The organism is Pseudoalteromonas sp. S327, assembly GCF_005886415.1.
GTDB lineage: Bacteria > Pseudomonadota > Gammaproteobacteria > Enterobacterales > Alteromonadaceae > Pseudoalteromonas > Pseudoalteromonas atlantica.
In genome coordinates this window covers 39599-64609 of sequence record NZ_PNDP01000009.1, presented here as the reverse complement: position 1 = coordinate 64609, position 25011 = coordinate 39599, and the positions used below count along the sequence as shown (strand labels likewise).

The window sequence follows — 25011 nt, the reverse complement described above, 5'->3', positions numbered from 1 at the left end:
TAAATAAAAAATGTGTGCAAGCTATTTATTTAAAAATTATTTATACTTAATTTTATCAACTGCTTAAACGCATGGATTTTGACCTTAAAAAGGTAAGTATGAATTACATAATAGTCAGCGATATTTATGGTTTAACAGCACCTTTAATGAGGTTGTTAGATATTATGCAAGCCAATACAGAGGTTATAGACCCCTATAAAGGAGAACTGCAACCTCTTGATAGTGAAAAATATTATTATAATAAATTTATAAATGACTGTGGCCATGACAATTACGTAGCTAAGCTCTTAAATGTATTTAATAACCTTACAGAGCCAACAGCTTGTATAGGGTTTAGTGCAGGCGCAAGTGCCGCGTGGCGCGCGCAGTTATTAACAGGCAATCCACACCTAAAAAAGCTGATTGGCTTTTACCCTTCACAAATTAGAAATCATTTAGATATTGCGGCAAAAGTACCTTGTACGTTTATTTTTCCACATACCGAAGTGCATTTTAATGTAGATGAAGTGATAAGTACTTTAGATAGTAAAAGCCAAGTTACGTGTAACAAAACACCGTTTTTACATGGTTTTATGAATACTTACTCTACTAATTACAATGTAAAAGCATATGATGAGTATTGCGCACTTATTAAAAGCACTTAAAGTGTATTTAACTGCGTTTTAGTAATAACAGGAAAGTCGGTACGCGTATTATATTGCGCGTACAAGGTAGTAAAAATACTACTGCGTGAGAGCTTATCTAGCTCTTTTATGAGCGTTTTAGCACTTGTGCGCGCAGCTCTGCAGCATAGTTGGTATTGTTTTATTATAGCGGCAACGCTTTTACCTTGTTTTTGAAGGGCTAAATCGGCTTCTACAAAAAATGCTGCCCCTGTCCAATAAACCCGCTGTTGTGCACGTTGCTTCCACATATCACTTGAAAGTTTATTAAGTGGCTGTTGCTTTGTTTTAGTTTGTAAGCGTGCTCGCTCAAACCCTGCGTTTAGGCGCTGAACAAATTGCGCTTGGCTAATGACACCGCTGTTGCGCATTATTACGTTTTGCATGTAACTGGCAAACCCCTCGCTTAACCAAAAGCCAGAGTAAGGCAGTAGTGGCAAATATAAATGAGAAAGCTCATGGTAAAGCGTCCAATCTTTTGTAAATGCATTTAAACTTGCGTAGCGGTCAATATGCAGCTCTAACCCATCGGGGTTATTTCGTTTTACGCTAGCCCATGGCACGGGTTCAAAAGCAAAATATTGTGGCTTTAAATAAATAGGGAGGGTGCTTTGTTGTAATGGGCCTAAGGTATTTTGTGTTTTTTTAAGGCTTTGATTTACCCAAGTAGCTACCGTTTTTTGACCCTTAGTAGTCAGTGCGTCTAAATTATGAATAACTACATCAACAGCTAAGGCTTTTAAGGAGCACATTAATAGCAATAACAGCCAAAATAACTTCATTTATACCTCCTAAATACGCGCTTAATACTTGACCCACTATTTACGTAATTAAGCACATGTTATTCGTTATTTTTTTAACTAATATCAATTATAAAAAGCAAATTGCATACATGCTCAATCAAGCATGATTTAATCAGGTAACACTATTTTTAGTATAGGTATTAACCATGGCTTATCAGCATATTAAAATCCCTGAGCTCGGACAAAATATTACTATTGATGCTAAAGGCCAATGGCATGTGCCTGTAAACCCTATTATTGCTTATATTAATGGTGACGGGGTTGGGCAAGAGGTCACACCGGCCATGCAGCATGTGGTGAATAATGCCATTACACACTGTTATGCAAAGGAGCGAAAAATTCACTGGATGCAAGTATATAACGGCGAGCAAGCAGCAAAGTTATATGATGGCGATTGGTTCCCAGAGGAGACGATTAACGCAGTACGTGCGTGCAAAATAGCAATTAAAGGGCCGCTAACTACACCTCTTGGCGGCGGTTTTCGCTCATTAAATGTGGCGCTAAGGCACGAAATGGATTTATTTGTAAATATGCGCACTGTTAAAGGGTTAAGTGCGTTGCCATCGCCGTTAAAAAATCCATTTTTAACTAATATAACAGTGCTGCGTGATAGCAGCGAAGATGTATATTCAGGAATAGAGTGGCAAGCTGGCAGCGTAGAGAGCGAGAAAATGCTCGACTTTTTATGTGAAGAAATGGGAGTAACGCGCCTAAGGTTTTCTCAAGAGTGTGGCATAGGTATAAAAAATATATCTAAAGAAGGCTCCGAGCGCTTAGTACGCTATGCAATTAATTACGCCCTTAAAAATAACAGCGAATCGTTAACGCTTGTGCATAAAGGAAATGTACTTAAATTTACCGATGGTGCCTTTAAACGTTGGGGGTTTGCCTTAGCCCAAAATGAGTTTAACGCTACCCCACACGAAAACGGGCGCTGGCTTGAAATAGCACGCGCTAATAAATCGCCTTTAATTATTAAAGAAGTGATAGCCGATAACATGCTGCAACAATGTTTAATGAACCCAGAGCAATTTGATGTGGTAGCAACCACAAACCAAAATGGCGATTTTTTAGCAGATATGCTCAGCGCACAAGTTGGCGGAGTGGGCATTATGCCGGCTGCTAATTTAAATAACGATGTGGCATTTTTTGAACCAACTCATGGTACGTTTGAGAGAATAGCAGGGCAAAATAAAGCAAATCCAAGTAGCAGTATTTTAAGTGCCGTTTTAATGCTTAAGTTTATGGGCTGGGATGAGGCAGCAACGCTGATTGAACAAGCGCTCGAACAAGCACTCAAAAGCAGTAATGTAACCTTTGATTTAGCGCAAAATATTAATAACTCGACAACCCTAAGCTGCAGTGATTTTGCACAAAAGGTTATCGAGTATTTTTAAGCAACTCCATTATTAGGCCGCTGTGGCTGTTTTTGCCTTGTGTACACATGGGCGATTAGTAAGCTGTGCAGCGCGGTGGTAAATATCGTGTGCATTAGGTTCATCGCACTGAGTACCGCTAAGCGTATCCATTAATGCAACTACAATAATAGCCGGTACTTGGCAGCAGTATTCATCAAGTACTGCCTCGGTTGTTTGTGCATCTACATGGCAAAGCGGGTGGTTTTTACGCTGATACGCATGCAGTAGTGTATCTACTTCTAAAATGTCATCTGGTTGGTGCTTTGTTTTACGGCACTTACAACCAAACTCATCAACCAAGGTAGCAAGTGCTTGGTATGTCTCAGCGGCATTGGTTTTAGTGCATAACTGCTGGGTAATAAACTGATGTAAATTAGCGTCAATAAATAACCCGTCTTGTTGTGTGAAGCTTGATGTTGTCATAATCATTACTCTTAGTTTGTTGGCTTAACTTCACTTTAGCGCTAAGTGTATTATTAATGAAATTGTTGTTTTCAATAACTGATATTGATTTTATCAATAGTAAATAGCAACTAACCAAAAACCACCTAGCATGCTTATTTAAAGTGGTGCAAAAACCTATAAAAATGCACAAAACTGGGACACACTAAATAATAATTAAAAGCATAACTTAGTTAGGTGATTGATTTTAAATCTGTTTTATTTTTGTGGTGGGTTGGCATCAAGGTTGCTAAATATAAAGGGTAGGGTTCACTCCTATTTCTACGATTTCAAAAGCGCCGTGGTATTTTCCCAAAGTTGAATACCATGGCGCTTTTTTATTTTTAAAAGAGCAATGCGCATATAATAGTTGTGATAAAAACGACAAAATAAAGTTTATGATGCCAGTTTTTCTTATAATTTTTACGATACTGTTTGATCATAATATCAACATCTTCTTTAGAAAAAACATGTTCACACCGATAGCACACGTGCATTCCCTTTTTAATAAATGCGCCACATTTTATACATCTATAAATATAGCTAAGGCGGCTTTCGCATAGGTAAGGATATTCTTTTTTATTTTTCATAATTGTTATTTTTGAGCGCTTTTTTTTGTTTTACTATCGTTTCTATACCGTGCGCGACGGTTATACACCCTAAGCCTATTGCACCAAAAATAAAAAAATAGAATTTTTTAGGGCTCGATTCGATAGAAGCAATTACCCGTTCCCCTCCTTTATTATGTATAACGCCATCATTATAAGTAAAGTAGCTCCATAGAATGAAAAACAAGCCTAGTAAAATAGTTACGTATGCTTTGGCTTCTTTCTTTGAGTTTTGCTCTGTTATTTCTAATTGCTTTATAACCTTAGGATCCACTCTCTTTGGGTTGTTTAGCTCTTCTATTAGACGTTTGTATCTTTGCGGGTATTTGTTTGCATCAATAGTTTCAAGTGCTTCATGTAATTCTTTAAGTGAATAATTAGAGTAATCAATGTTGATAGTGATTTTCCTTAAATCTTTTTTAATACATTTTGAGCTGTAATCAGAATTTTAAATTAAAGAAAATTACTAATTACCTATCAGCAATTGTTTTAGCAAACTCAAGCAACTCACGGCGTAACCACTGGTGTGCGGGAGCATGCTGAAGCAGCGGGCTCCATATCATTTTTACCTCAATAGGAACTATTTGAAACGGTACTGGGCTAATGACTAAATCGGTATGTGTGGTTAATAATTTAGCCTGCCTGCGCGGTAAAGTAGCAATAAGTTGCTCTGATTGGCATAGCAAACTTGCAATCATGTAGTGGCGTGTAAACACCCGTATTTTACGCGTTTGTTCTAGCTGCCAAAGTGCTTCATCTACCCAACCTAGTTTTTGCTTGCCTGACTTATTGGTAACGGCGGCTTCTGGCCCCCAGCCTGCACGGTTTACCCAAACATGTTCTTTTTGCAGGTAATCATCAAGGCTTGAATGCTGTAAAAAGGTATTTTTAGGGTGGGTTAAACAGCAGTAATTATCGCGCCAAACACTGGCTTGATGAAACGAGCGAGGCAAGCCATTAAAACGGTTTATGGCTAAATCAATAGTGCCTTTTTCCATATCTTGCAGGTTTACATCGCTTGGACTCAGTACATCAAAATTAACCCCCGGGTTTTTAGTTAACTGCTCAGTAATAAAGGGGGCAATTAAGGTCGACTCTATGTAGTCGTTTGCCATTATTCTAAAAGTCACCTCTGCCGTTGCTGGGTTAAATTGCTCACTGGGCTGAGTAATCGCCTCTGCCATTTTTAAAAGAGACTCTATTTCAGGCTTTAAGCTAAGTGCTTTGCTGGTGGGGGTCATAGAGCCTGCGGCACGCACAAGTAGTGGGTCGTCAAATAAGTCACGTAATCGTTTAAGTGCGTTACTCATGGCAGGTTGTGTTAGTGCGAGTTTATTAGCCGCTTTTGAAACACTTTTTTCATCAATGAGCACATTTAAGTACACTAATAAGTTGAGATCGACGTTACGTATATTCATATGATCAATTTTATTTATATGCTTTATTAATTACCTAAATTAAAGCCTGCTTGCTAAGGTGTAAACAATTAATAAAAAATAACCGCTATAAGTGGTAAAAATAAAAGTGTTGTAACCATGTCAAAATCGTTAACTAATCAAACCAATAATGCGCTACAGCAAGTTATTGCTACTAAGTTGGCCCGCGCTGTTTTTGCAGGCTTTGAAGCAATGTTTGCGCAGTTTTTAAATATTACCCTAGGTGCGCAAAGCCGGTTTGAACAACAAAAATATCACGATGTGCAAACTGCCATGCGCGAACGCTTACAAGTGTACGAACGGGAAGTAAAAAATGTCAGTGAGGCTGTGAGAGTAATTGCTTACGCTGAACTGAGTTGCCCGCAAACATGGCAGCTAGCTAAAAATATATACGGCGATATGGTGCAAAATCATGAAAACAAACCCATAGCACATACCTTTTTTAATTCTACCTTTGGTGCAATTTGGGACGATAAAAAAATTCGTACCGTACATTTGTTTGTATTAAAAGCAAAATACAGAAGCGAGCCGCGTTCGTATGAAAATTTAGTAAGGCGAATATCGTTTAAAGATGGGTTTAACCACGCTGTAAAAACGCTCATTACCCGCCAAGCATTTAGAGTGCCTTTTAGTCAATTAAATGCCGATTTACAGGCATTGCAAGCAACGTTAATGGCCGGTGCAAAGCAGCAATGCAAACAAGTGTATGAGCTTATAAATTTAAACGACGGGTTTATAGAATACGCAAATTCATTATTTTTTAGAAACAAAGCCTGTTACTTAATAGGGCGCTGTATCGCTAAAAATGGCGATAATATGCCTTTTGCTATCGCCATATTAAATACTAATAAAGGGTTAAAGCTTGATGCCGTAATGATGGGCGCCGATCAGTTAAGTTTGCTGTTTGGTTTTGCTCGTACCTATTTTATGGTTGATACCGATCAACCCGCGCGCTATGTAGATTACTTAAGCGTGCTGATGCCACATAAAAAACGCTTTGAGTTATTTAACGCCATTGGCTTTATTAAGCACGCTAAAACAGAGTTTTATCGTTACAAAGTTGATACCACTAAAAATAGCCCTAATAATTTTAAATACGTGACAGCCCCAGGTACTCCCGGCATGGTTATGCTGGTATTTACCATTGAAGGGCTAGACTACGTTTATAAAGTAATAAAAGATAAATTTAGTGCACCAAAAACAGCCACCAAAGCGCAAGTAAAAGCCAAATACAACTTTGTAAAGCAAGCCGACCGCGTAGGGCGCTTAGTAGATACACACGAATTTAGGTATTTAGCGTTCGACCTCAGCCGCTTTAGCGACGAGTTACTTAAGCAAATGAAGGCACAAATTGGCAGCAGCATGGTTATATCGGGTAAGGCGCTTATTTTAAAGCATGTGTATGTTGAGCGAAAAATGACGCCGCTTAATTTATACATTAATCACTGCTCTAACAAAGCATTACAACAGGTTATGACCGATTACGGTAAAGCGATTAAAGACTTAGCCGGCGCAAATATATTCCCAGGCGATATGCTAATGAAAAACTTTGGCGTAACCCGTTGGGGGCGCGTTGTTTTTTACGACTTTGATGAAATTTGCCCATTGACTGATTGCCACTTTAGAGATGTACCTAGCGCACAAAACGACCTAGAGGAGCTAAGCGCCAACAGTTATTTTGATATAGCAGAAAACGATATTTTCCCCAGTCAGTTTAAGGTGTTTTTTAGCGCAAACGAAACGGCATTTAACTATTTTAACTGCGAACATAACGATCTGTTTTTAGCTGATTTTTGGCAAGCTTGCCAACAACAAATTAAATCAGGCTTTTTACCTGACGTATACCCGTATAAACAAAGCTGGCGGTTTAAATAAAAATAACTAACCCCATGTCTAGCTAGGGCCTGTTTATCTTTTGAGGTTAAATTTGCAGCCGTCTGTTTGGTAATTAGGCAAGGCAGAGCCTATGTAGTGTGGTTGTTCCCCATAAATAGGCGATAACGTAGCATAAATGCCAAACAGGCGCTGCCCGAAGGGTTTCTGCCAAGGGGCCATTTACTCTTTGTTGCCTACATGGATGTAGGTAAGGGGCGTGAGCAGGACGCGGAAGCTTTGCTCGGTTTTTACTTAGCTCACTAGGTTACAAACCTCGCGCCGCGATTAAATGGCCCCTAGATTGAACAAATTTTAATCCTGAAAGGTTATCAGGCCCTAATTAAAAGGCTAAATACGGAGCATTAATGAAATATATTTCTCATGAGGGTGGCACCCTTGCATTTAGTGAAACCGATAAACCGGTTTTAAAAAGCCACGAAGTGCTAGTAAAAGTGTCTGCTATAGGTGTAAATCGCGCTGATTGCATGCAGCGCCAAGGTAAATACCCAGCGCCAGCTGGGGATAGCCCCATTTTAGGTTTAGAGTGCGCAGGCACAGTGGTTGAGCTTGGTTTTGATGTTGATAAAAGCTGGCTTAATAAACGTATTTTTAGCTTGTGCGCAGGCGGGGCTTACAGCGAGTACGTTGCCATAGATGCTAAACAATTAATGGTATTGCCAGATGATTTAACCATGGTAGAAGGTGCAGCTATTAGCGAAGTGTACCTAACAGCATTTGGTGCGCTTTTTAAACTTGGTAAATTACAACAAGGCCAAACAGCGCTTATTCATGCAGGGGCAAGTGGTGTAGGCGGTGCGGCTATTCAAATGGCTAAAAGTGCAGGTGCAACGGTGGTTATTACTGCCGGCTCAGATGAAAAATGCGAGCATGCAAAAGCCCTTGGCGCCGATCAAGCCATTAATTACAAAACAACTGACTTTGTAGAATATATGCAAGCAAATGAGCTTTCAGCAAATGCAATTGTAGATCCCGTATCGGGCAGTTATTTAAATAAAAATGTGGCTATTGCTGCCATGGATTGCCAAATTATTATGCTCGCTTTTTTAGATGGGCGTTTTGCTGAGGTTGATTTTGCAGCGCTATTACGCAAACGTATTTCGTTTCATGCATCAACACTTAGAAACCGTAGCATTGAGTTTAAACGCCAATTACGCGATGACTTAGTTGCGCGTTTTTACAATGATATTGCAACTAAAAAGTACGACTTTAACGTGTATAAAACACTACCGTGGAGCGATGCAAACGAAGCGCATGCTATTTTAGAGCGTAATGAAAATGCCGGTAAAGTGGTATTACTTGTAGAATAACCACCCAATGTAACACTGAGGCGTGTGTTGGCGTTGTTAATGCATGGCTCAGCTAATATAATTTAGTAAATATAAAATACGTACAAAACACACAAGGTTAAAAATGAACCCAATACTAGCAATACTTAAAGAGCACAATGTAAGCGACGAAAAAGTAAAAGCATTGTTCGAGGCCTTTACACAAAACCCAATGATGGCAATGGCATTAGTACAAGAACTTGGTATTCCGCCTGAAAAACTACAGCAGTTAATGGCCGTGGTTATGACTCAGCCGCACTTAATTAAAGAAGCCACCGACGAACTCGGCCTAGACTTTGAAAAAGTAAAAGAAGCGAAAGACAAGCTAAACCAACAATAAGCTTCACAAATTACTCCTTACCAAGGCATAAGCCTTGGTAATTCTACCTAAAATCACCACACTTTTTGTTACATTATTGATTGAACTGCTTGGTATTAAGCTAGTCATACTATTACTTATGATAGGTAGGGACTAGGTATGAAGCCACTTTATAAATTTTGGAAAAATAACCGTTCATTAATTTTATTTATTGCGCTGATGAGCGTGTTTAGAAGCGCAGTTGCCGATTGGTATGAAGTACCAACAGGCTCGATGAAACCGACCATTTTAGAAGGCGACAGAATATTAACCGATAAAATGGCTTATGATATACGCATCCCTTTTACGCATATTCCTTTAGTTAAATTAGCCGACCCACAAACAGGCGATATTATTGTATTTGACTCACAAGCTGCTGATAACCGGTTAATTAAACGCGTAATTGGTGTGCCAGGCGATACGGTAGCGCTTTATAACAACGAGCTAGAAATTAATGGCGTTAAACTTAAATACAATAACTTGCAAAGCAATATTGACTCTTTAGATAAAATAGAAGATTTAAATGGCCACAAACACACCATTCGTGTTGCGCATACGCCTTCACAGCTATCGGGTTTTAATAAAATAACTATTCCTGAAGATTATTATTTAGCAATGGGTGATAACCGCGACCACAGTGCTGACTCGCGTGTTATTGGTTTAATCCCCCGCAGCGAACTACTTGGCAAAGCAGAGCGTATTATTGTGTCGCTTGATTACGACGATTATTACTTACCTCGTAAAAACCGCTTTTTAAAACCCTTACTTTAAGGGGTTTTGGGCGCTAACCACACGCCCGATTTTAATCGCTTAGCTCTACAATTTTTTGCGCAATATTATAAAGCGAGCAGTGCGAGTCCATTGCTTGCTTTTGCAACTTTTTATGAGCTTGCTCTTCGCTAAGGCTTAGCTGCTCTATTAAAATATACTTTGCCTGATGTATTATTTTTTGTTCTGTTATTACCCGTTTAGCATCAACTAAAGCCTGGTTTATTTGCTTAATATGTTGGCTTTGCTCCATGATTAGGTCGTACATGCTTTTATTACTATTGAGTTTATTAGCAGCGGTATTTTGGGGGGTATTTTGTTTAAACGCGAGTTGCCCGTCGGTCATTGGCATGTATTGTTCTTCAAGGCTGCTTATAACTTGTTTATTTGAATTTAAAGTGCGCTGCGCCTGAGCAATTTGCATTGCTGCAGAGTCAATAAGGTAGTCACTGAGGTTTTGCTCTATTTTGTGCATAATATCGATACGCGTTGTTGTTACCTCGTACCACACCTCACTAAGCTGAGAAAGCGGCTGCGCATTTTCGTCATCTAAATTTTGTAAAAGCCCGCGTAGCTGATCCACTTGCTTATTTACGGGGTGATCAGTTAACGAGCGATAGCATTTTAATACGTGTTCGTCGGCATATTCGTTAAAAAACGTAAAGCTGTGGTGCTGTTGTTGAACAAAATGAGCAAGCTGTTGTTTTTGCTCCACGGTAAACTTACTTGATGCAAACGCTTGCGCGCCACAGGCACGTTCTTGTCCGGCGTATTCTTTACCTTGCATAAAATTAAAATAAGCCACTAGCAATCGTGTAACGCGCGGGTCGCTTGCGCCATCGGCGGCTTCTAAAATTATATTTAGCAAACACGAAATAAGCTGCGTATACGATTGAGTTGCATGCACTGGGGTAATTTTTTGATTTGCTATTTGTTGTCGCAGCTCTGGCAGCGCCTCTAACGATTGCAAACTATGGGTAATTAAATTGTACAAACGGGTGTGGCCCGTGTCGGCGTTATCGGTAATAAAGGTCGTTTTAATTGAGTGGTAAAACTGCGTTTGGGTTTGCTCTGTTAAGCTAATTTGTTGTTTTAACTGCGAGGCAAAACGTTTGCGATTAGAGGCTAAATAAATATTGCTCATGCCGCGCTCTTTTTGTAACTGATGTATAAAATCGCCCAGTTTAGTAAGCGATGCACAGCTTTTTTGAAGCTGCTTTAAGGCATGAATTTCTTGGTATTTTGCTGCTAATAAAAACTGTTTTGTGAGAGGATTGCTCGATAACATAGGACTTGTTCCACACTTTTTTGTATATAAATTGCAACCACTGTTCCAATCATTTAAAAATTTTTCGATTGAATTTAAAATTAAATTAAAACAGCCGCTTAAAGCCATACTTGTTATTTGTTCCCATTTTAACTTATCTGTCCTTATTACAGGAATAAACCTTTTTGGTGCAAAAATAGTTGTTTTTGCACTCGGTTGCGCCCTACATGAACGAGGGGAAAAAAGTGTTTACTCTATAAACTGCACAGAGCAAACACCAGAGGGGGAATTTATGCGTTGCTACATTGCAGCAACGCTGGGCTGATAGCCATTTGATGATTTATTACCTCGCCAACCATAATTAGCGTAGGGCCCGTTAATGTGTGCACCGCACTCTCGCTAGTAATTTGCTCAAGCGTGCTGGTTATTATTTTTTGCTGGTTGGTGGTGGCATTTTCTATCAATGCGATAGGGGTTGTTTTAGGCCAGCCAACCGATTGCAAACCAGTACTTAATGCGTTTAAACGTCCTAATCCCATATAGACGACTAGCGTGGGGTTATTAGAGCATTGTACATAGGTGTAGTTGTGCCAATTAGGGAGTTTATTAGGATCGGCAAATTGCGCCGTTAAAAATGTGACACTTCGGGCCACATCGCGAGCAGTAAGCGGTATACCAGTATAAGCCGAGGCTGCACACGCGGTAGTAACGCCTGGGACAATAGCAAAATTAATATTGTGCTGTGATAGGGCGTTGGCTTCTTCATTAATGCGCGCAAAAATACTCGGATCGCCACCTTTTAAACGAACAACTTTAAACCCTTGTTGTGCGTATTTTACTAATAAGGCACTAATGGCAGCTTGTGGCATAGAGTGCTTGCCTGCGCGTTTACCTACGTACACTCGCTGCGCATGTTTAGGCAGTGTATTTAAAAGCGCTTCACTAACTAGGCTGTCGTATAATACTACTTCGGCTGCTGCAATCAGGCGCTGCGCTTTCACCGTTATAAGCTCAGCATCGCCCGGGCCTGCCCCTATTAAATACACGTGGCCGTTTTTTTGGTGTTTAGCTTTGTACTTTGCATCTTGAGTTAGCCTATTAACAAACTTGTTTAGCCATGGGCTGTCAATACCCGAAAAATACGAAAGAACACTCATTTTATTGCTCCTTATGCTAACGCTGTAATGGCTTTTGGCTCAGCGCTAACAAAGACATTGCCATTGTCTATTTTGGCTTCAAATACGGGGAGCTGTATTGCCTCTGCTTCTAGGCACTCGCCGGTATTTAAACAAAAATGTTGCTTATACAAAGGGGAGGCCACTACTAACTTTCCATCAATAGAGCCAATAATGCCGCGCGATAGTACATTGGCTTTGCCTATCGGGTCGTAGTTGCTAATGGCTAACACAGGCTCACTATTTTGTGGAACATAAAATATGGCCACTTGCTGGTTGTTTACTAATGCGCATACGCCACTATTAGCAACTAGGTCGTCGGTTGTTCCAATTTTATGCCAATACATCAGCTTGCTCCTGCTCAATTTCCATTACGGGGATACGGTTTGTCGAATTTTGCTGGTTACGTTTTTCAGACTCAGTGGCGGGGCGAATTTGGTTGCGCTCTTGTACAAATAAAATATTGCTATCGGCATCTGGGCTATTAATAAATTGGCGGAACCGTTTTGAGGCCTCTGGACTTTCGACTGCTTTTTTCCATTCGCAGGCGTAAGTTTTAGTTATAAGCGCCATTTGGGTTTCAAGCTCATGGCAAATACCTAGGCTGTCGTCTATTACTACGCTTTTTAAATAATCTAACCCGCCCTCTAAATTTTCCATCCACACTGAGGTGCGCTGCAGTTTATCGGCGGTTTTAATGTAAAACATGATCACGCGGTCAATGTATTTAATGAGTGTTTCGGTATCTAAATCGGTAGCAAATAAATCAGCATGGCGCGGGCGCATACCGCCATTTCCACATACGTATAAGTTCCAGCCATTTTCGGTTGCTATTACGCCTATATCTTTGCTTTGTGCCTCAGCGCATTCGCGAGTACAACCCGATACGGCCATTTTAAATTTATGCGGGGCGCGTAAACCTTTGTAGCGGTTTTCAATCGCAATCGCGTGGCCAACACTGTCTTGAACGCCATAGCGACACCACGTACTGCCAACGCACGATTTAACAGTTCTGAGCGATTTACCATAAGCGTGACCGGTTTCAAAACCGGCTGCAATAAGTCTTTCCCAAATAATAGGGAGCTCTTCAAGGCGTGCGCCAAATAAGTCGATACGCTGCCCACCGGTTACTTTACAGTACAGGTTAAAGTCTTTGGCAACTTGGCCAATAACGATAAGTTTGTCGGGGGTAATTTCGCCACCCGCTATACGGGGAACGACAGAGTAAGAGCCATCTTTTTGCATATTTGCAAGGTAAGTGTCGTTGGTATCTTGCAGGCCAACATGAGCGGGTTCTAAAATAAACTCATTCCACGTTGAAGCTAAAATAGAGGCCACGGCAGGTTTGCATATTTCACAGCCGTGATGACCGCTGCCATGTTTAGCGAGCAAATCATCAAAAGTTTTAATGCTTTCTACTTTTACTAAATGCAGTAACTCTTGGCGCGAAAAAGCAAAGTGTTCACACACATGGTTGTTAACTTCAACCCCACGGCTTTGAAGTTCACTGTCGACTACCGATTTTAATAATGCGGCACAGCCACCACAGCCGCTGGCGGCTTTGGTACAAGCTTTAACTGCAGATAAATCGCATGAGCCGCCATCAATTGCACCCACAATGTCTCCTTTGCTTACATTGTGGCACGAACAAATAGTGGCGGTATCGGGCAGGGCATTTCCCGCTAAAACAGGAGCTCCTTCACTATCAGGTAAAATGAGGCACTCAGGGTGTGCGGGTAATTCCATATCGTTTAACATGTACTGCAACAGTGTGTCGTAATCGCTAGTATCGCCAACAAGCACTGCGCCTAATAACTTATTGCCTGCCTCATTTAAAATAATTTTTTTATAACAATCACGAATAGGATCTTGATAAATTAACTCTTTGCAATCGGGGGTTTTAGCGTGGGCATCGCCAATTGAGCCTACCTCTACCCCGAGTAGTTTTAATTTTGTGCTCATATCGGCACCTAAAAACTCAAGTTCGCCGCCTGTAAGTTGGCTTGCAACCACGCGAGCCATGTTATAACCCGGGGCGACTAAGCCAAATAGCTTTTTGTCCCATAAGGCACATTCGCCAATAGCATATATATCTGGGTTTGATGTTTGGCATTGGTTATTTATTACAATGCCGCCACGTTGCCCTAATTCAAGTTCGGCCACTTTGCCAAGCTCATCGTATGGGCGAATACCGGCCGAGAACAAAATTAAGTCGGTTTCTAAAAACGTGTCATCTGAAAAATTTAATCTGTAACGGCTTGTTTCGCCTTTTACTATTTCGCTGGTGGCTTTAGCGGTATGCACGCTTACGCCCAATTTTTCAATTTTGTTTTTTAACAGCGTACCACCTTGTTCATCAAGTTGTACCGCCATAAGTTGGGGTGCAAACTCAACTACATGAGTATCAAGCCCAAGTTGCTTAATTGCATTGGCTGCTTCAAGCCCTAATAAGCCGCCACCTATCACTACGCCACTTTTACTTTGTGCAGCGCTAGCTTTTATTTGCTCTAAATCTTCTAGGGTACGGTAAACCAAGCAATGGGGTTGGTCATTCCCTTTAATTGGCGGCACAAACGGGTACGACCCTGTTGCTAAAATAAGTTTATCGTAATTAAATTTATCACCGGTTTGAGTGCTAACTACCTTGTTTGTTTTATCTATTTCATTAACCCACTGGTTAGTATGCACATTTATATTTAACTGCTGATAATTATCAAAGGTGGTTAGGGCTAAATCGGCGGCTGTTTTACCATCAAACACGCTGGATAAGTAAACACGGTCATAAGCTAAATTTGCTTCTCCACACAGTACGGTAATGTGCGCGTTAGCGTCGCTTTGGCGCATTTGCTCTACAAAATGGTGCCCAACCATCCCATTCCCAATAATGAGTATTTTTGTTGGTGTTTGCATTGGTATCCCCTCAATGACGGTTTAATTTAAAAACAAAAAAGCCCGCCACAGTTACAAATTAATGCAACTGCGAGCGGGCTTCTTTGCCTGTGGTCATAACAACCTAAATGTGTGTCGTTTTAATAACGAACGGTATGGTTATCATATAAGCAAAAATGCGGCCATTTTTATAAGTGTTTGTTTTTTAATGGCTATATTGATTTTGAATGGTTTTACTTACGCATATTTGAGTTGTTTTGGTGCGGTGCCAGCACTATGGGAGTGCACAAAATGAGGCTACAATGTGCTGCTTAGTCAGCAAAAGTGCATTTGTGCCGTTAACTAATAACGAGGGGTAGGCGTTTAGGCTATAAATAAAAAATGCGCTTTGTTATTTTGAAATAAAAATAACAGTAAGCGCATTAATTCTGTAAAGCGGCTTTACTTGCTTTGTTTTGCTAGGGTTTCTACATCGGTATCTTCAACAGGTTTAAAGCTGCCCGTTGCTTCATCGTAGGTTTTAATTTCTGCAGATTCTATATCATATACCCAGCCGTGTAGCTTAACTTGACCGGTTGCAATTTTTGCAGCCACAGCAGGGTGTGTTTTTATATGCTGTAGTTGTTGTACTACGTTTTCTTCAATTACTAAGCCTAGGTGGTCGTTATTGTTTAGCTCTGCGCAACCGCATTTTTCTTTTACAACTTCAGTTGCTACGCGGCTGTGGCCAAGCCACTCTTTAACGTGCGGTAAGCTCGATAAACCTTCAGTATTTATAGCGCCTTTCATTGCGCCACAATCCGAGTGTCCACAAATAATAATGTGCGATACGCCCAGTGCAGCCACCGCAAATTCAATTGAGGCTGTCATACCGCCGGTTTGATTACTATGTGGCGGGATAATATTGCCCGCGTTACGACAAATAAATAATTCACCGGGTTCAGTTTGAGTCACTAAGTTAGGATCGATACGCGAGTCGGCACAGGTGATAAATAACACTTCTGGGTTTTGACCATTGGCTAGTTTTTGAAACGCTGCTTTTTTTGATGGGTAAACTTCTTTTTGAAACTTAGCCACGCCCGAAATAATATGTTCCATGTACAACTCCTATTGGTGTAATTTAATCGTGTTATTTATAGCTTTATTCGCCTGACAAATTAGCGCCATTATAACTTTGTTCTTGTTTGTTTTGTACTATTACACTGTTTAATAAATTTCATGCGCACGATCAAAGGGCGACACACGTGCATGAAGTTATTGGCGAATACATGAGCGTACCTAGCAGAGACTTCGAGTAAAATAAAAGGCGGTAAGTGGCGAAAAAAGGGGGTTGAGAAGGTTAGTAGCTTAACTTGCTTTAAGTTTATGGGCTGATTTTAAGTTATACATGCGCTGATCCGCTAAGGTTAAACACTCGGTATGGCTTTGGCACTCATCGCTAGATGCTATGCCAAAACTAATACCAGATTGCGGCCATTGCTGCTGAATAGTGCGATGTAATGCGGTGAGCTTCTGGGTAAGTGTGGTTTTTAGTTGGGGAAGGTGTGATTTGTTTTTGACTTTACATAACCAAATAAATTCATCGCCCCCGGTTCTAAATACGGTGCCGTCTTGCGCTAGATGCTGTGTCATTAATTTTGCTGCATTTATTAAAAAAGCATCACCTTTAGCGTGCCCAAGCGCATCGTTTATTTTTTTTATTCCATCACAATCTATAAACACAATGATGTAAGCACTGTGTGCAAGTTTAATCAGCTCATCATTTAATAGTAGCCGGTTGCCAACTTGGGTTAGAGGATCAAAGCGAGATTCATGTAACAAGGTACTAAATTCGTGCTGTTTTAACTTTAGCCACTCAGACAAAGACAGCACAATACACACACAATCTATTGCTAAGGCTAACAGCACAAGTATTTCTGATGAGGCCGCATTTATTAAATCAAAATGAAACGCAACGAATACTACTAATGACAGGCTATAGAGCATATTTCCAAATAAAAAATACTTGGCTCTAAAATCGTTCAGGCTAAGCATGGCAAACCCGGTGGTTAAGCTGAGCATAACCCATACGGCTGCTAAAAAGTGCGCGATATAAAACACTAAATAAAAGGGCATTAATAGGCTGCAGATACCGCATATAAATGCACTAACGGTAAAGTATTTTAAAGCACTCCCAAGCTTATTGGCTTTTTCTTTATCGAAGTTAAACAGGTAGTAGGTAAATGCTGCTGCGCAACTTACAGCAAAGGCAAATAAATAAATACCTAAGTAATGTTTATTAAAAGAGGGGCTGGCATAAATTGTATTTACAGCGCCCGAAGCAAACGCCCAGCCAAGACCGTGCAAACCGACATACCCAGCACAAAACAAGGCCACTTTTTGCTTTACTCTTAAAAACATTACAAAGGCCATCATTGCTAAAGTAAGCATGACAGAAATTGCAATAAGGCTTAATGAGTTTATATAAAACTGATGATGCAAAAATGCACCTTCGCTTAAAATACTTAAATCAACCGGCGTTGGATAGTGTTTGGCTTCTAAATATATCCATAAATAGCCACTGCTTGGCGCATAGAAGGGCAGTTTAAATGCTTGTCCATGCATTAAAATAGCCGGTTGATTAACGTGAGACTGCGAAAAATCAGCAAGCTTAACTATATCCCCCTGTTCGGTTTGCCAATAGGCTAAACCAACGTCGATAAAATTGGCTTGCGGCAGCACATACCAAGCTCCAGTGGTGGGGTTATTTAACGCAATTTTTGTTATTACAGCGCCACTTTTACCGAGCAGGTTACTCGTTTCACTAGCGTTTTTATAAGATGTAATTACTTGCTGTGCAGAAGGAGGCGCATTGAATGCTGTGACAGGGCGCCACAGGTTATCATCCTCTAGGGTAATGTTGTTATTAAGTGTATAAGCATATGTTAGCGGGCTAAACAAAGCACAGAAAAAGAATACTGTTAATATACCAACCCGCACCATACCTAAACTCACTTTAAAAACCCACTAAGCGATTATAATCAAATTGTAAACAAATAGTATATAAATCAAACAAAATTATCGCCTTTAAGTAATGGCTTAATTTGGCTTTAAATAACAAACTGCATTAATAAATAAATAAATAAGTAAGTAATAATGAATATGCAATTAGCTCGCAGTTAAGTGGTTTGTGCATGCAGATTGAAAACGCCAGTACAAGTAATGGCGCTAAGTTGGAGCAGTGGGTTTGTGATCATGCAAAAGCCAGTCAACGCTTTACTCTCAATAGCACGGGTGATGACTACTTCGAGCTCAAATCAAGTTTAAGTAATAAATGTGTTGATATCGCAGGTAAACTGCAAACATATGGTGCTGATATTGTACAGTGGCAGTGTTATAACGGCGACAATCAACGTTTTCAATTTATTGAATAATACAATTAGCAAAGTTTTTTACACTAATTCAAATTGTTGACAATTAATTGTTATTTATTTTGTGTTGTGTAATTATTCAACATAGTACCTAACCGCTTTTTTACAAAAGCGGTTCTTTAATAATAAAAGAATAGGCTTGCTATGAAACACACACATAAAACCATTTATATCCCAATAGCTCTATTGTTAAGCACTGGGCTTGTCGGCTGTACTAATAATCAACCAGAACAAAGCATACAGCTTAGTAATACTACACAAAAAGAACACATGCTGTGGGATTTTGAAAAAGCTGACTACCAACCTTTTTTAAAAAGCCACAATGCCACTACAAGTCTAATTGAACAGCAAGGCAACCATAAATTAAAGGTTACATTTGCTGCAAAAACGCATCACGAAAGTGATATTGAATTTGTAAATAACCAAACTTGGAATTGGCAAGCTTTAGGTAATTTCGCTTTTGCTTTAGATATTGAAAACCCTGATAAAGTGTCTACCCAGTTATATATAAAAACAATTGATAAAACTGGCAAAGCACAAAGCCGCAGTGTAGTGGTACCCAGCGAATCAACTAATACTTATTATATTGAATTAAAAGGCGCTGATTTAAATATAGAGTCGGGTATACGCTCTAATCCTCCAAGTTGGAAAAGCAGCTACACACCGGTATTGTATCGAGGTGGTGCAAAAAATATTGATGTCAGCCGAGTAACAAAAGTGAGCTTTGGCACAAAGGGCTTATTAGAAGACAAACACTTACTCATTGAAAATGTAAGGCTAATAAAACCGACAAACTTTGATACTGAGTACCTAGCAGGCTTAGTGGATAAGTTTGGCCAAAACGCCAAGCGTGATTTTGCCAATAAAGTATCTTCAACTGAGCAGTTAATTGCGGTTTCAAAACAAGAGCAAGCCAACCTTAGCAAAGTCCCTTTAGCTGGTCGCTCTAAGTTTGGTGGATGGCAGGATGGGCCAAAACTTAAGGCTACAGGCTACTTTAGAACCGACAAGTACAATGGAAAATGGAGCCTAGTTGACCCACAAGGCTATTTATTTTTTTCAACCGGTATCGCCAATGTACGCTTAGCCAATACCACTACCATTACAGGTTACGATTTTGATCAAAAATACATAGTACAAAGAGAGCCCGGTGATTTAACCCCTGAAGATTCGATTGGTTTAAACCCTGCACCGAAATCGGCATGGCCATCACGTTATATTAGCTCAGAATTAAGAGCAAATATGTTTAATTGGCTACCCGCTGTTGATGATCCGCTCGCAGATAATTATGGATATCGCCGTGAAGTTCACAGTGGTGCGTTAAAAAAAGGCGAAACATTCAGTTTTTATAGAGCTAATTTACAACGCAAATATGAAACCCAAAACGAACAGGTATTGATGCAAAAATGGCGAGATACCACCATTGACCGTATGCTCACTTGGGGTTTTACCTCGTTCGGTAACTGGATTGATGAGGGTTTTTACCAAGAAGATCGCATACCCTATTTTGCGAATGCGTGGATCATTGGTAACTTTAAAACCGTTAGCAGTGGCAACGATTACTGGAGCCCACTACCAGACCCCTTTGATCCCGCCTTTATTAAACGCGCTGATGTGACGTTAGCAACGCTAGCCGCACAAGTTAAAAATAACCCATGGTGTGTTGGTGTATTTATAGATAACGAAAAGAGCTGGGGCATGATGGGCTCAGTTAATTCGCAATATGGTTTAGTGATTAACACATTAACTGTCAATGCAAAACAAAGCCCGACAAAAGCTGAATTTGTGTCCCTGATGAAAGAAAAGTATCAAGACATATCAGTATTAAATGTAAACTGGAAAACTAATATTTCATCTTGGCAGGAATTTGCCTCAGGGGTGGTTATCCATGATATCAACGAGGCAGTACAAGCTGATTTTTCCGTGATGTTATACCACTACGCAAAACAATACTTTGCCGTTGTTGAGCAAGCGACAGCCAAGCACTTGCCTAATCATCTATACATGGGCGCGCGATTTGCTGATTGGGGCATGACACCTGAAATTCGCCAAGCTGCGAGTGAGCACGCAGATGTAATGAGTTATAATTATTACCGTGAAGGCTTAAATGATGATTTTTGGGATTTTTTAGCCGCACTTGATAAGCCCAGTATTATTGGAGAGTTTCATAATGGGGCGTTAGATTCAGGGCTATTAAACCCAGGCCTTATTCATACTCAGTCACAACATGAGCGTGGCGTTAAATATCAACAATACATGAAGAGTGTGATCGATAACCCATACTTTGTTGGCGCACATTGGTTTCAATATATAGATTCGCCGTTAACTGGGCGCGCTTATGATGGCGAAAACTATAATGTTGGCTTTGTTAATGTCGCAGACATTCCCTATCAGCCGCTTGTCAACGCCGCTAAAGAAGTTAATCAGCAACTATATCAACGCAGGTTTAGTCATGAAGATAACTAAAAGCTTGGCCTTTAGCTTATTTTTAGTGATTACCTTATCTGTATATGCAGAGCAACACGAGGTTAAGCCGCTTATAAAGCAAGGCCCTTATGAGATATACAATAAAAAAGCGTTACAGGTTTTAGATTTAGATGCAACGATTGAGACACTCGCATCAGGCTTTGATTGGTTAGAAGGGCCTGTGTGGGTGAATGATGGCCAGTACTTATTGTTTTCAGATATTCCCACGCACCGTGTGTATCGGTATCAAGAAGGCGAAGGAGTGCAGCTATATTTAGCACACAGTGGTTATTCAAATGGTCTATTGCTGAATCAGCAGAACGAGCTGGTGTTGTTGCAATCGCGCTCACGTCAAGTAGTTAAAATGGTCGCGCCATTAACGTCAGCTAAGGCAAACTATCAACAACTTGTTAGCCAATATAAAGGCCAGCGGTTAAATAGCCCTAATGACGGCGTATTTAATCGCCAAGGCCAGTTGTTTTTTACCGACCCTCCTTATGGTTTAGCCAAGCAATTGGACGATCCCGCTAAAGAGCTAAACTTTCAAGGTGTATATAGCCTAACAACGACAGGGCAGTTACAGCTGTTAGACAAGACACTGATTTACCCAAATGGCATTGCGTTATCAAAGGATGAAAGCACCTTGTATGTAGCCGCATCCAATCCGCAAAAGCCTGCATGGTATCAATACAAATTGCATAAAGACGGGACGGTAATAAATAAAACGTTACTGTATCAATTGCCTGCTGTTACATCAGATAGTCATGGTTTGCCAGATGGCTTAAAAATACACGCAGCTAGCGGGATTATTTTTGCAACCGGGCCAAATGGACTTTGGCTATTTGATGAACAAGGCACGTTATTGGCACGGGTAAGGCTGCCTCACATCAGTGCCAATTTAGCCTTTAATGCTCAGCAAAATCGGGTGTATATCACTGCACATCAACACTTGCTGGCGCTCTCATTAAAGAATTAAGCTAGTAGGGTTCACCATTACAACTCATCGAGCAAGTCAAATCAGTTGATTAACTTGCTCGCGCTTTACTTCAAAGCAAATTTCCGCGTTAAGTTATTTTCATTTTATTAACTATATATCCTTTACAATAAATTTGCATTGTTGTAGATTGTTAACAATAGACAGTATCATGTAAACTAATTTGGTGGCTAGATGAGAAATTCATTACTAAAAATAAAAAGCGTAAAGGTGGAGTATTATCAAATTCCTCTGGCTGAGGTGTTAAGTGATGCTAAACATGGAGATCATACCCATTTTGAAGTGATTGCTGTGCGCATCATGACAAACGACGGCTATGAAGGCATGGGTTATACCTACACCGGTGGCAAAGGTGGCCGTGCTATTTATTCATTATTAAATGATGAAATTAAACCTGGCTTAATTGGCGTCGACTCATCAGCCATCATGTCAATTTGGGATAAATTACAGTGGGATCTGCATTATGTTGGTCGCGGTGGTTTATTAAGCTTTGCTATTTCTGCAGTTGATATTGCGCTGTGGGATATCAAATGTAAGCGGTTATCAGCACCACTGTGGCAAGTCGCTGGTGGTCATAGCGATAAAACAGCGTGCTACGCTGGCGGAATCGACCTTAATTTTGATCAGAAAAAGCTGCTGGCGAATATTCAAGGCTATCTAGATCGTGGCTTCAACGCCGTTAAAATTAAAGTTGGTAAAGCAGACAATAAAGAAGACGTAGCTCGTGTTGAAGCTGTCAGGCAGTTGATTGGTGATGATAGAACGTTAATGGTCGATGCTAATTACTCAATGAACGTAGAGCATGCAATTCGTTTTGCCAAAGCGATTGAAAAATTTGATATTACGTGGTTTGAAGAACCAACCATCCCTGATGATTACAAAGGTTTTGCTCGTATAGCACAGGCGACATCTATTCCTTTAGCGATGGGCGAAAACCTGCACACTTTACATGAATTTGGCTATGCAATTGATCAAGCCAAATTAGGCTTTTTACAACCTGATGCCTCTAATATTGGCGGTATCACTGGCTGGCTGCACGTAGCAAGTCAAGCTTATACCCACAACTTACCTATTTGTAGCCATGGTATGCATGAATTACATGTATCGCTTCTGGCTTCACAACCTCATGCGGGATTTTTAGAAGTTCACTCGTTCCCGATTGATGAATACACAACGCGACCGTTACAACTTGATGATAACGGTAAAGCCTGCGCCCCAGATATTATCGGTACTGGCGTAGAGTTTGACGCGCAATTAGTTAAACCACATTTAGTAAAACAATCATAAGGTATCACTATGCAAGCAGCAGAATATATTGGTAATAAATCGTTTCGTATCGTTGCAGGTCAAGCGATAAAGCCACAAGCAGATGAAGTTCGTTTAGATGTTGGTTTTGTTGGTATTTGTGGTACCGACATGCACATTTACCACGGTGTAATGGATCAACGTGTAAACCCACCACACACCATAGGACATGAGATTTCAGGTGTTGTCGCCGAGCTTGGCAGTGAGGTTACTAACCTACAAGTAGGTGATCGTGTTGTTGTACGTCCACTTGATTATTGTGGTGACTGCCCAGCCTGTAATGCAGGCCATAGCCACGTGTGCCATAACCTTAAATTTATGGGGATTGATTCAGTTGGCGCATTCCAAAATTCATGGACCGTAAAAGCCCGCACTATCCATAAACTACCAGAGAATGTATCACTTGAGCAGGGTGCACTGATTGAACCGTTATCGGTTGCATGCCACGATATTTCGCGTTCTCGTTTAAAAGCAGGCGAAAAAGCTGTAGTGATTGGGGGTGGCCCAATTGGTCAGCTTGTCGCATTAGTGGCAAAAAGTGTGGGTGCAGAGGTATTGATCTCAGAGGTTAATAACGAACGACGTAAATTTTCGTCACGTTACGATATTGAAACAATTAATCCGCTGGAACAAGATTTACAAGAATATGTGTCTAAATGGAGCGATGGAAAAGGCGCTGATGTTGTGTTTGAAGTATCTGGTGTGCAGCCTGCAGTTGAAGCCATGACCCAAATTGCAGCTGTGCGTGGCCGTATCTGTATGGTTGCTATCCACTCACAAAAACCGCCAGTCGATCTATTTCAGTTTTTCTGGCGTGAGTTAGAGCTGGTTGGTGCACGTGTATACGAAGATGCTGACTTTGAAATGGCAATTGATTTGGTAGCCAGTGGCAAGATTGACTTAGCACCATTTATTACATCTGTGAGTGAACTTGCTGATATTAGCTCTGCATTTGCCAGTATGGATAACAATCCAACGGGTATGAAAGCACTTGTCTCTTGCCAAACTAAGTAATGGAACAAATTATGTTAGATAAATTTAGCCTAAAAGGTAAAACAGCGTTAGTCACAGGGTGTAGTCGTGGTATTGGTAAAGCAATGGCACTGGCATTAGCAGAAGCGGGCGCCGATATCATCGGCGTATCAGCAAGTCTAGCAAAGTCTGGCTCAGATGTTGAAACCCAAGTCTTGGAGCGCGGTCAGCTATTTCATGCTTATCAATGTGACTTTTCATCACGAGAAAGCTTGTATACTTTTATTGAGCAAGTGAAAAGTGATCACCCTAAAATAGATATTTTAGTGAATAACGCTGGCTCAATCTTGCGCGATCCAGCGGTTGAGCACAGCGATGAATATTGGGATAAAATCATTGAGATTAACTTAAACTCACAATTTATCTTAAGTCGCGAACTAGGAAAAGAAATGGTCTCGCGTGGCCAAGGTAAAATTATCTTTACTGCGTCATTATTAACCTTTCAGGGCGGGATCACCGTACCTGGCTATGCGGCAAGTAAAGGGGCAATAGGCCAATTAACTAAAGCACTTGCCAATGAGTGGGCGAGTAAAGGTGTTAATGTAAACGCTATTGCACCGGGTTACATTGCAACAGATAATACCGAAGCACTCAGAAATGACCCAGAGCGTGCAAAATCGATTTTAGAGCGTATTCCGCAAGGTCGTTGGGGAACACCGGATGACTTTAAAGGGCCAACTGTATTTTTAGCATCAGACGCCTCAAACTACATGAACGGCAGTGTATTGCTAGTTGATGGCGGCTGGATGGGACGATAA

The 25011-nt window shown here is 40.5% G+C and carries 21 protein-coding genes and 1 pseudogene; 12 read left to right on the top strand and 10 right to left on the bottom strand.

Features of this window, described 5'->3' with window-relative positions:
- The first annotated feature begins 98 nt into the window (after window positions 1–98).
- A complete protein-coding gene (locus tag CWB60_RS04070; protein WP_138576810.1) occupies window positions 99–644 on the top strand; it encodes a dienelactone hydrolase family protein in 546 nt (181 codons plus the stop codon).
- Here the strand turns inward: CWB60_RS04070 and CWB60_RS04065 are convergent.
- On the bottom strand, window positions 641–1444 hold the full coding sequence (locus CWB60_RS04065; RefSeq protein ID WP_138576808.1) for a M61 family metallopeptidase: 804 nt from the start codon (window positions 1442–1444) through the stop codon (window positions 641–643). The genes CWB60_RS04070 and CWB60_RS04065 overlap by 4 nt on opposite strands.
- Before the next feature lie 167 nt (window positions 1445–1611).
- On the opposite strand from CWB60_RS04065, the gene icd reads away from it, so the two are divergent.
- Window positions 1612–2862, top strand: a complete 1251-nt coding sequence (gene icd / locus CWB60_RS04060; protein ID WP_138576806.1) for an NADP-dependent isocitrate dehydrogenase — start codon at window positions 1612–1614, stop codon at window positions 2860–2862.
- 12 nt (window positions 2863–2874) lie between these two features.
- Here icd and CWB60_RS04055 read toward each other — a convergent pair whose 3' ends face one another.
- The 3 genes from CWB60_RS04055 to CWB60_RS04040 all read right to left on the bottom strand — a co-directional run bounded on the left by CWB60_RS04055 (window position 2875) and on the right by CWB60_RS04040 (window position 5350).
- The gene (locus CWB60_RS04055) at window positions 2875–3306 is read right to left on the bottom strand and encodes a hypothetical protein (protein ID WP_004586781.1); all 432 of its coding nucleotides are present in this window, start codon (window positions 3304–3306) and stop codon (window positions 2875–2877) included.
- 597 nt (window positions 3307–3903) lie between these two features.
- A complete protein-coding gene (locus CWB60_RS04045; protein ID WP_055255712.1) occupies window positions 3904–4206 on the bottom strand; it encodes a hypothetical protein in 303 nt (100 codons plus the stop codon).
- A gap of 196 nt (window positions 4207–4402) precedes the next feature.
- A complete protein-coding gene (locus CWB60_RS04040; protein ID WP_138576804.1) occupies window positions 4403–5350 on the bottom strand; it encodes a LysR family transcriptional regulator in 948 nt (315 codons plus the stop codon).
- A gap of 117 nt (window positions 5351–5467) precedes the next feature.
- Here CWB60_RS04040 and aceK point away from each other — a divergent pair, with 117 nt between their 5' ends.
- From aceK to lepB, 4 genes are all read left to right on the top strand, one after another.
- A complete protein-coding gene (gene aceK, locus CWB60_RS04035; RefSeq protein WP_138576802.1) occupies window positions 5468–7243 on the top strand; it encodes a bifunctional isocitrate dehydrogenase kinase/phosphatase in 1776 nt (591 codons plus the stop codon).
- Window positions 7244–7608: 365 nt separating this feature from the next.
- Window positions 7609–8571: a zinc-binding dehydrogenase gene (locus CWB60_RS04030; RefSeq protein ID WP_138576800.1), complete on the top strand. Its 963-nt coding sequence runs from the start codon at window positions 7609–7611 to the stop codon at window positions 8569–8571.
- Between the two features lie 103 nt (window positions 8572–8674).
- Window positions 8675–8929 (top strand): DUF2999 family protein, encoded by a 255-nt coding sequence (locus CWB60_RS04025; protein WP_004586776.1) that lies wholly within the window; start codon window positions 8675–8677, stop codon window positions 8927–8929.
- A gap of 138 nt (window positions 8930–9067) precedes the next feature.
- Window positions 9068–9718 (top strand): signal peptidase I, encoded by a 651-nt coding sequence (gene lepB / locus CWB60_RS04020; protein ID WP_004586775.1) that lies wholly within the window; start codon window positions 9068–9070, stop codon window positions 9716–9718.
- 31 nt (window positions 9719–9749) lie between these two features.
- Here the strand turns inward: lepB and CWB60_RS04015 are convergent, their stop codons facing one another.
- The 6 genes from CWB60_RS04015 to CWB60_RS03985 form a co-directional block, all read right to left on the bottom strand.
- Entirely contained in the window at window positions 9750–11003 is a 1254-nt protein-coding gene (locus CWB60_RS04015; protein WP_029771678.1) for a nitrate regulatory protein, read from the bottom strand.
- A gap of 269 nt (window positions 11004–11272) precedes the next feature.
- A complete protein-coding gene (gene cobA, locus CWB60_RS04005; protein ID WP_138576796.1) occupies window positions 11273–12139 on the bottom strand; it encodes a uroporphyrinogen-III C-methyltransferase in 867 nt (288 codons plus the stop codon).
- A gap of 11 nt (window positions 12140–12150) precedes the next feature.
- On the bottom strand, window positions 12151–12504 hold the full coding sequence (gene nirD / locus CWB60_RS04000; protein WP_024033472.1) for a nitrite reductase small subunit NirD: 354 nt from the start codon (window positions 12502–12504) through the stop codon (window positions 12151–12153).
- On the bottom strand, window positions 12491–15067 hold the full coding sequence (gene nirB, locus CWB60_RS03995; protein ID WP_138576794.1) for a nitrite reductase large subunit NirB: 2577 nt from the start codon (window positions 15065–15067) through the stop codon (window positions 12491–12493). Before nirB ends, nirD begins: the two co-directional genes overlap by 14 nt.
- 420 nt (window positions 15068–15487) lie before the next feature.
- The gene (locus tag CWB60_RS03990) at window positions 15488–16144 is read right to left on the bottom strand and encodes a carbonic anhydrase (protein ID WP_055255729.1); all 657 of its coding nucleotides are present in this window, start codon (window positions 16142–16144) and stop codon (window positions 15488–15490) included.
- A gap of 249 nt (window positions 16145–16393) precedes the next feature.
- Window positions 16394–18040 carry a sensor domain-containing diguanylate cyclase gene (locus CWB60_RS03985; protein WP_249318329.1) on the bottom strand — a complete coding sequence of 549 codons (1647 nt, stop codon included), beginning with the start codon at window positions 18038–18040 and terminating at the stop codon, window positions 16394–16396.
- 146 nt (window positions 18041–18186) lie between these two features.
- On the opposite strand from CWB60_RS03985, the pseudogene CWB60_RS03980 reads away from it, so the two are divergent.
- The 6 genes and pseudogenes from CWB60_RS03980 to CWB60_RS03955 form a co-directional block, all read left to right on the top strand.
- A pseudogene (locus CWB60_RS03980) lies at window positions 18187–18459 on the top strand (RICIN domain-containing protein); the annotation flags it as partial.
- 141 nt (window positions 18460–18600) lie between these two features.
- Window positions 18601–20922 carry an agarase gene (locus CWB60_RS03975; RefSeq protein ID WP_138576792.1) on the top strand — a complete coding sequence of 774 codons (2322 nt, stop codon included), beginning with the start codon at window positions 18601–18603 and terminating at the stop codon, window positions 20920–20922.
- Window positions 20909–21898 carry an SMP-30/gluconolactonase/LRE family protein gene (locus tag CWB60_RS03970; protein WP_138576791.1) on the top strand — a complete coding sequence of 330 codons (990 nt, stop codon included), beginning with the start codon at window positions 20909–20911 and terminating at the stop codon, window positions 21896–21898. The genes CWB60_RS03975 and CWB60_RS03970 overlap by 14 nt, the downstream gene beginning before the upstream one ends.
- A 192-nt stretch (window positions 21899–22090) precedes the next feature.
- Window positions 22091–23203: a mandelate racemase/muconate lactonizing enzyme family protein gene (locus CWB60_RS03965; protein WP_096739505.1), complete on the top strand. Its 1113-nt coding sequence runs from the start codon at window positions 22091–22093 to the stop codon at window positions 23201–23203.
- 9 nt (window positions 23204–23212) lie between these two features.
- Window positions 23213–24235, top strand: coding sequence for a zinc-dependent alcohol dehydrogenase (locus CWB60_RS03960; RefSeq protein WP_096739506.1), 1023 nt, complete (start codon window positions 23213–23215; stop codon window positions 24233–24235).
- A gap of 11 nt (window positions 24236–24246) precedes the next feature.
- A complete protein-coding gene (locus CWB60_RS03955) occupies window positions 24247–25011 on the top strand; it encodes an SDR family oxidoreductase (RefSeq protein WP_064385154.1) in 765 nt (254 codons plus the stop codon).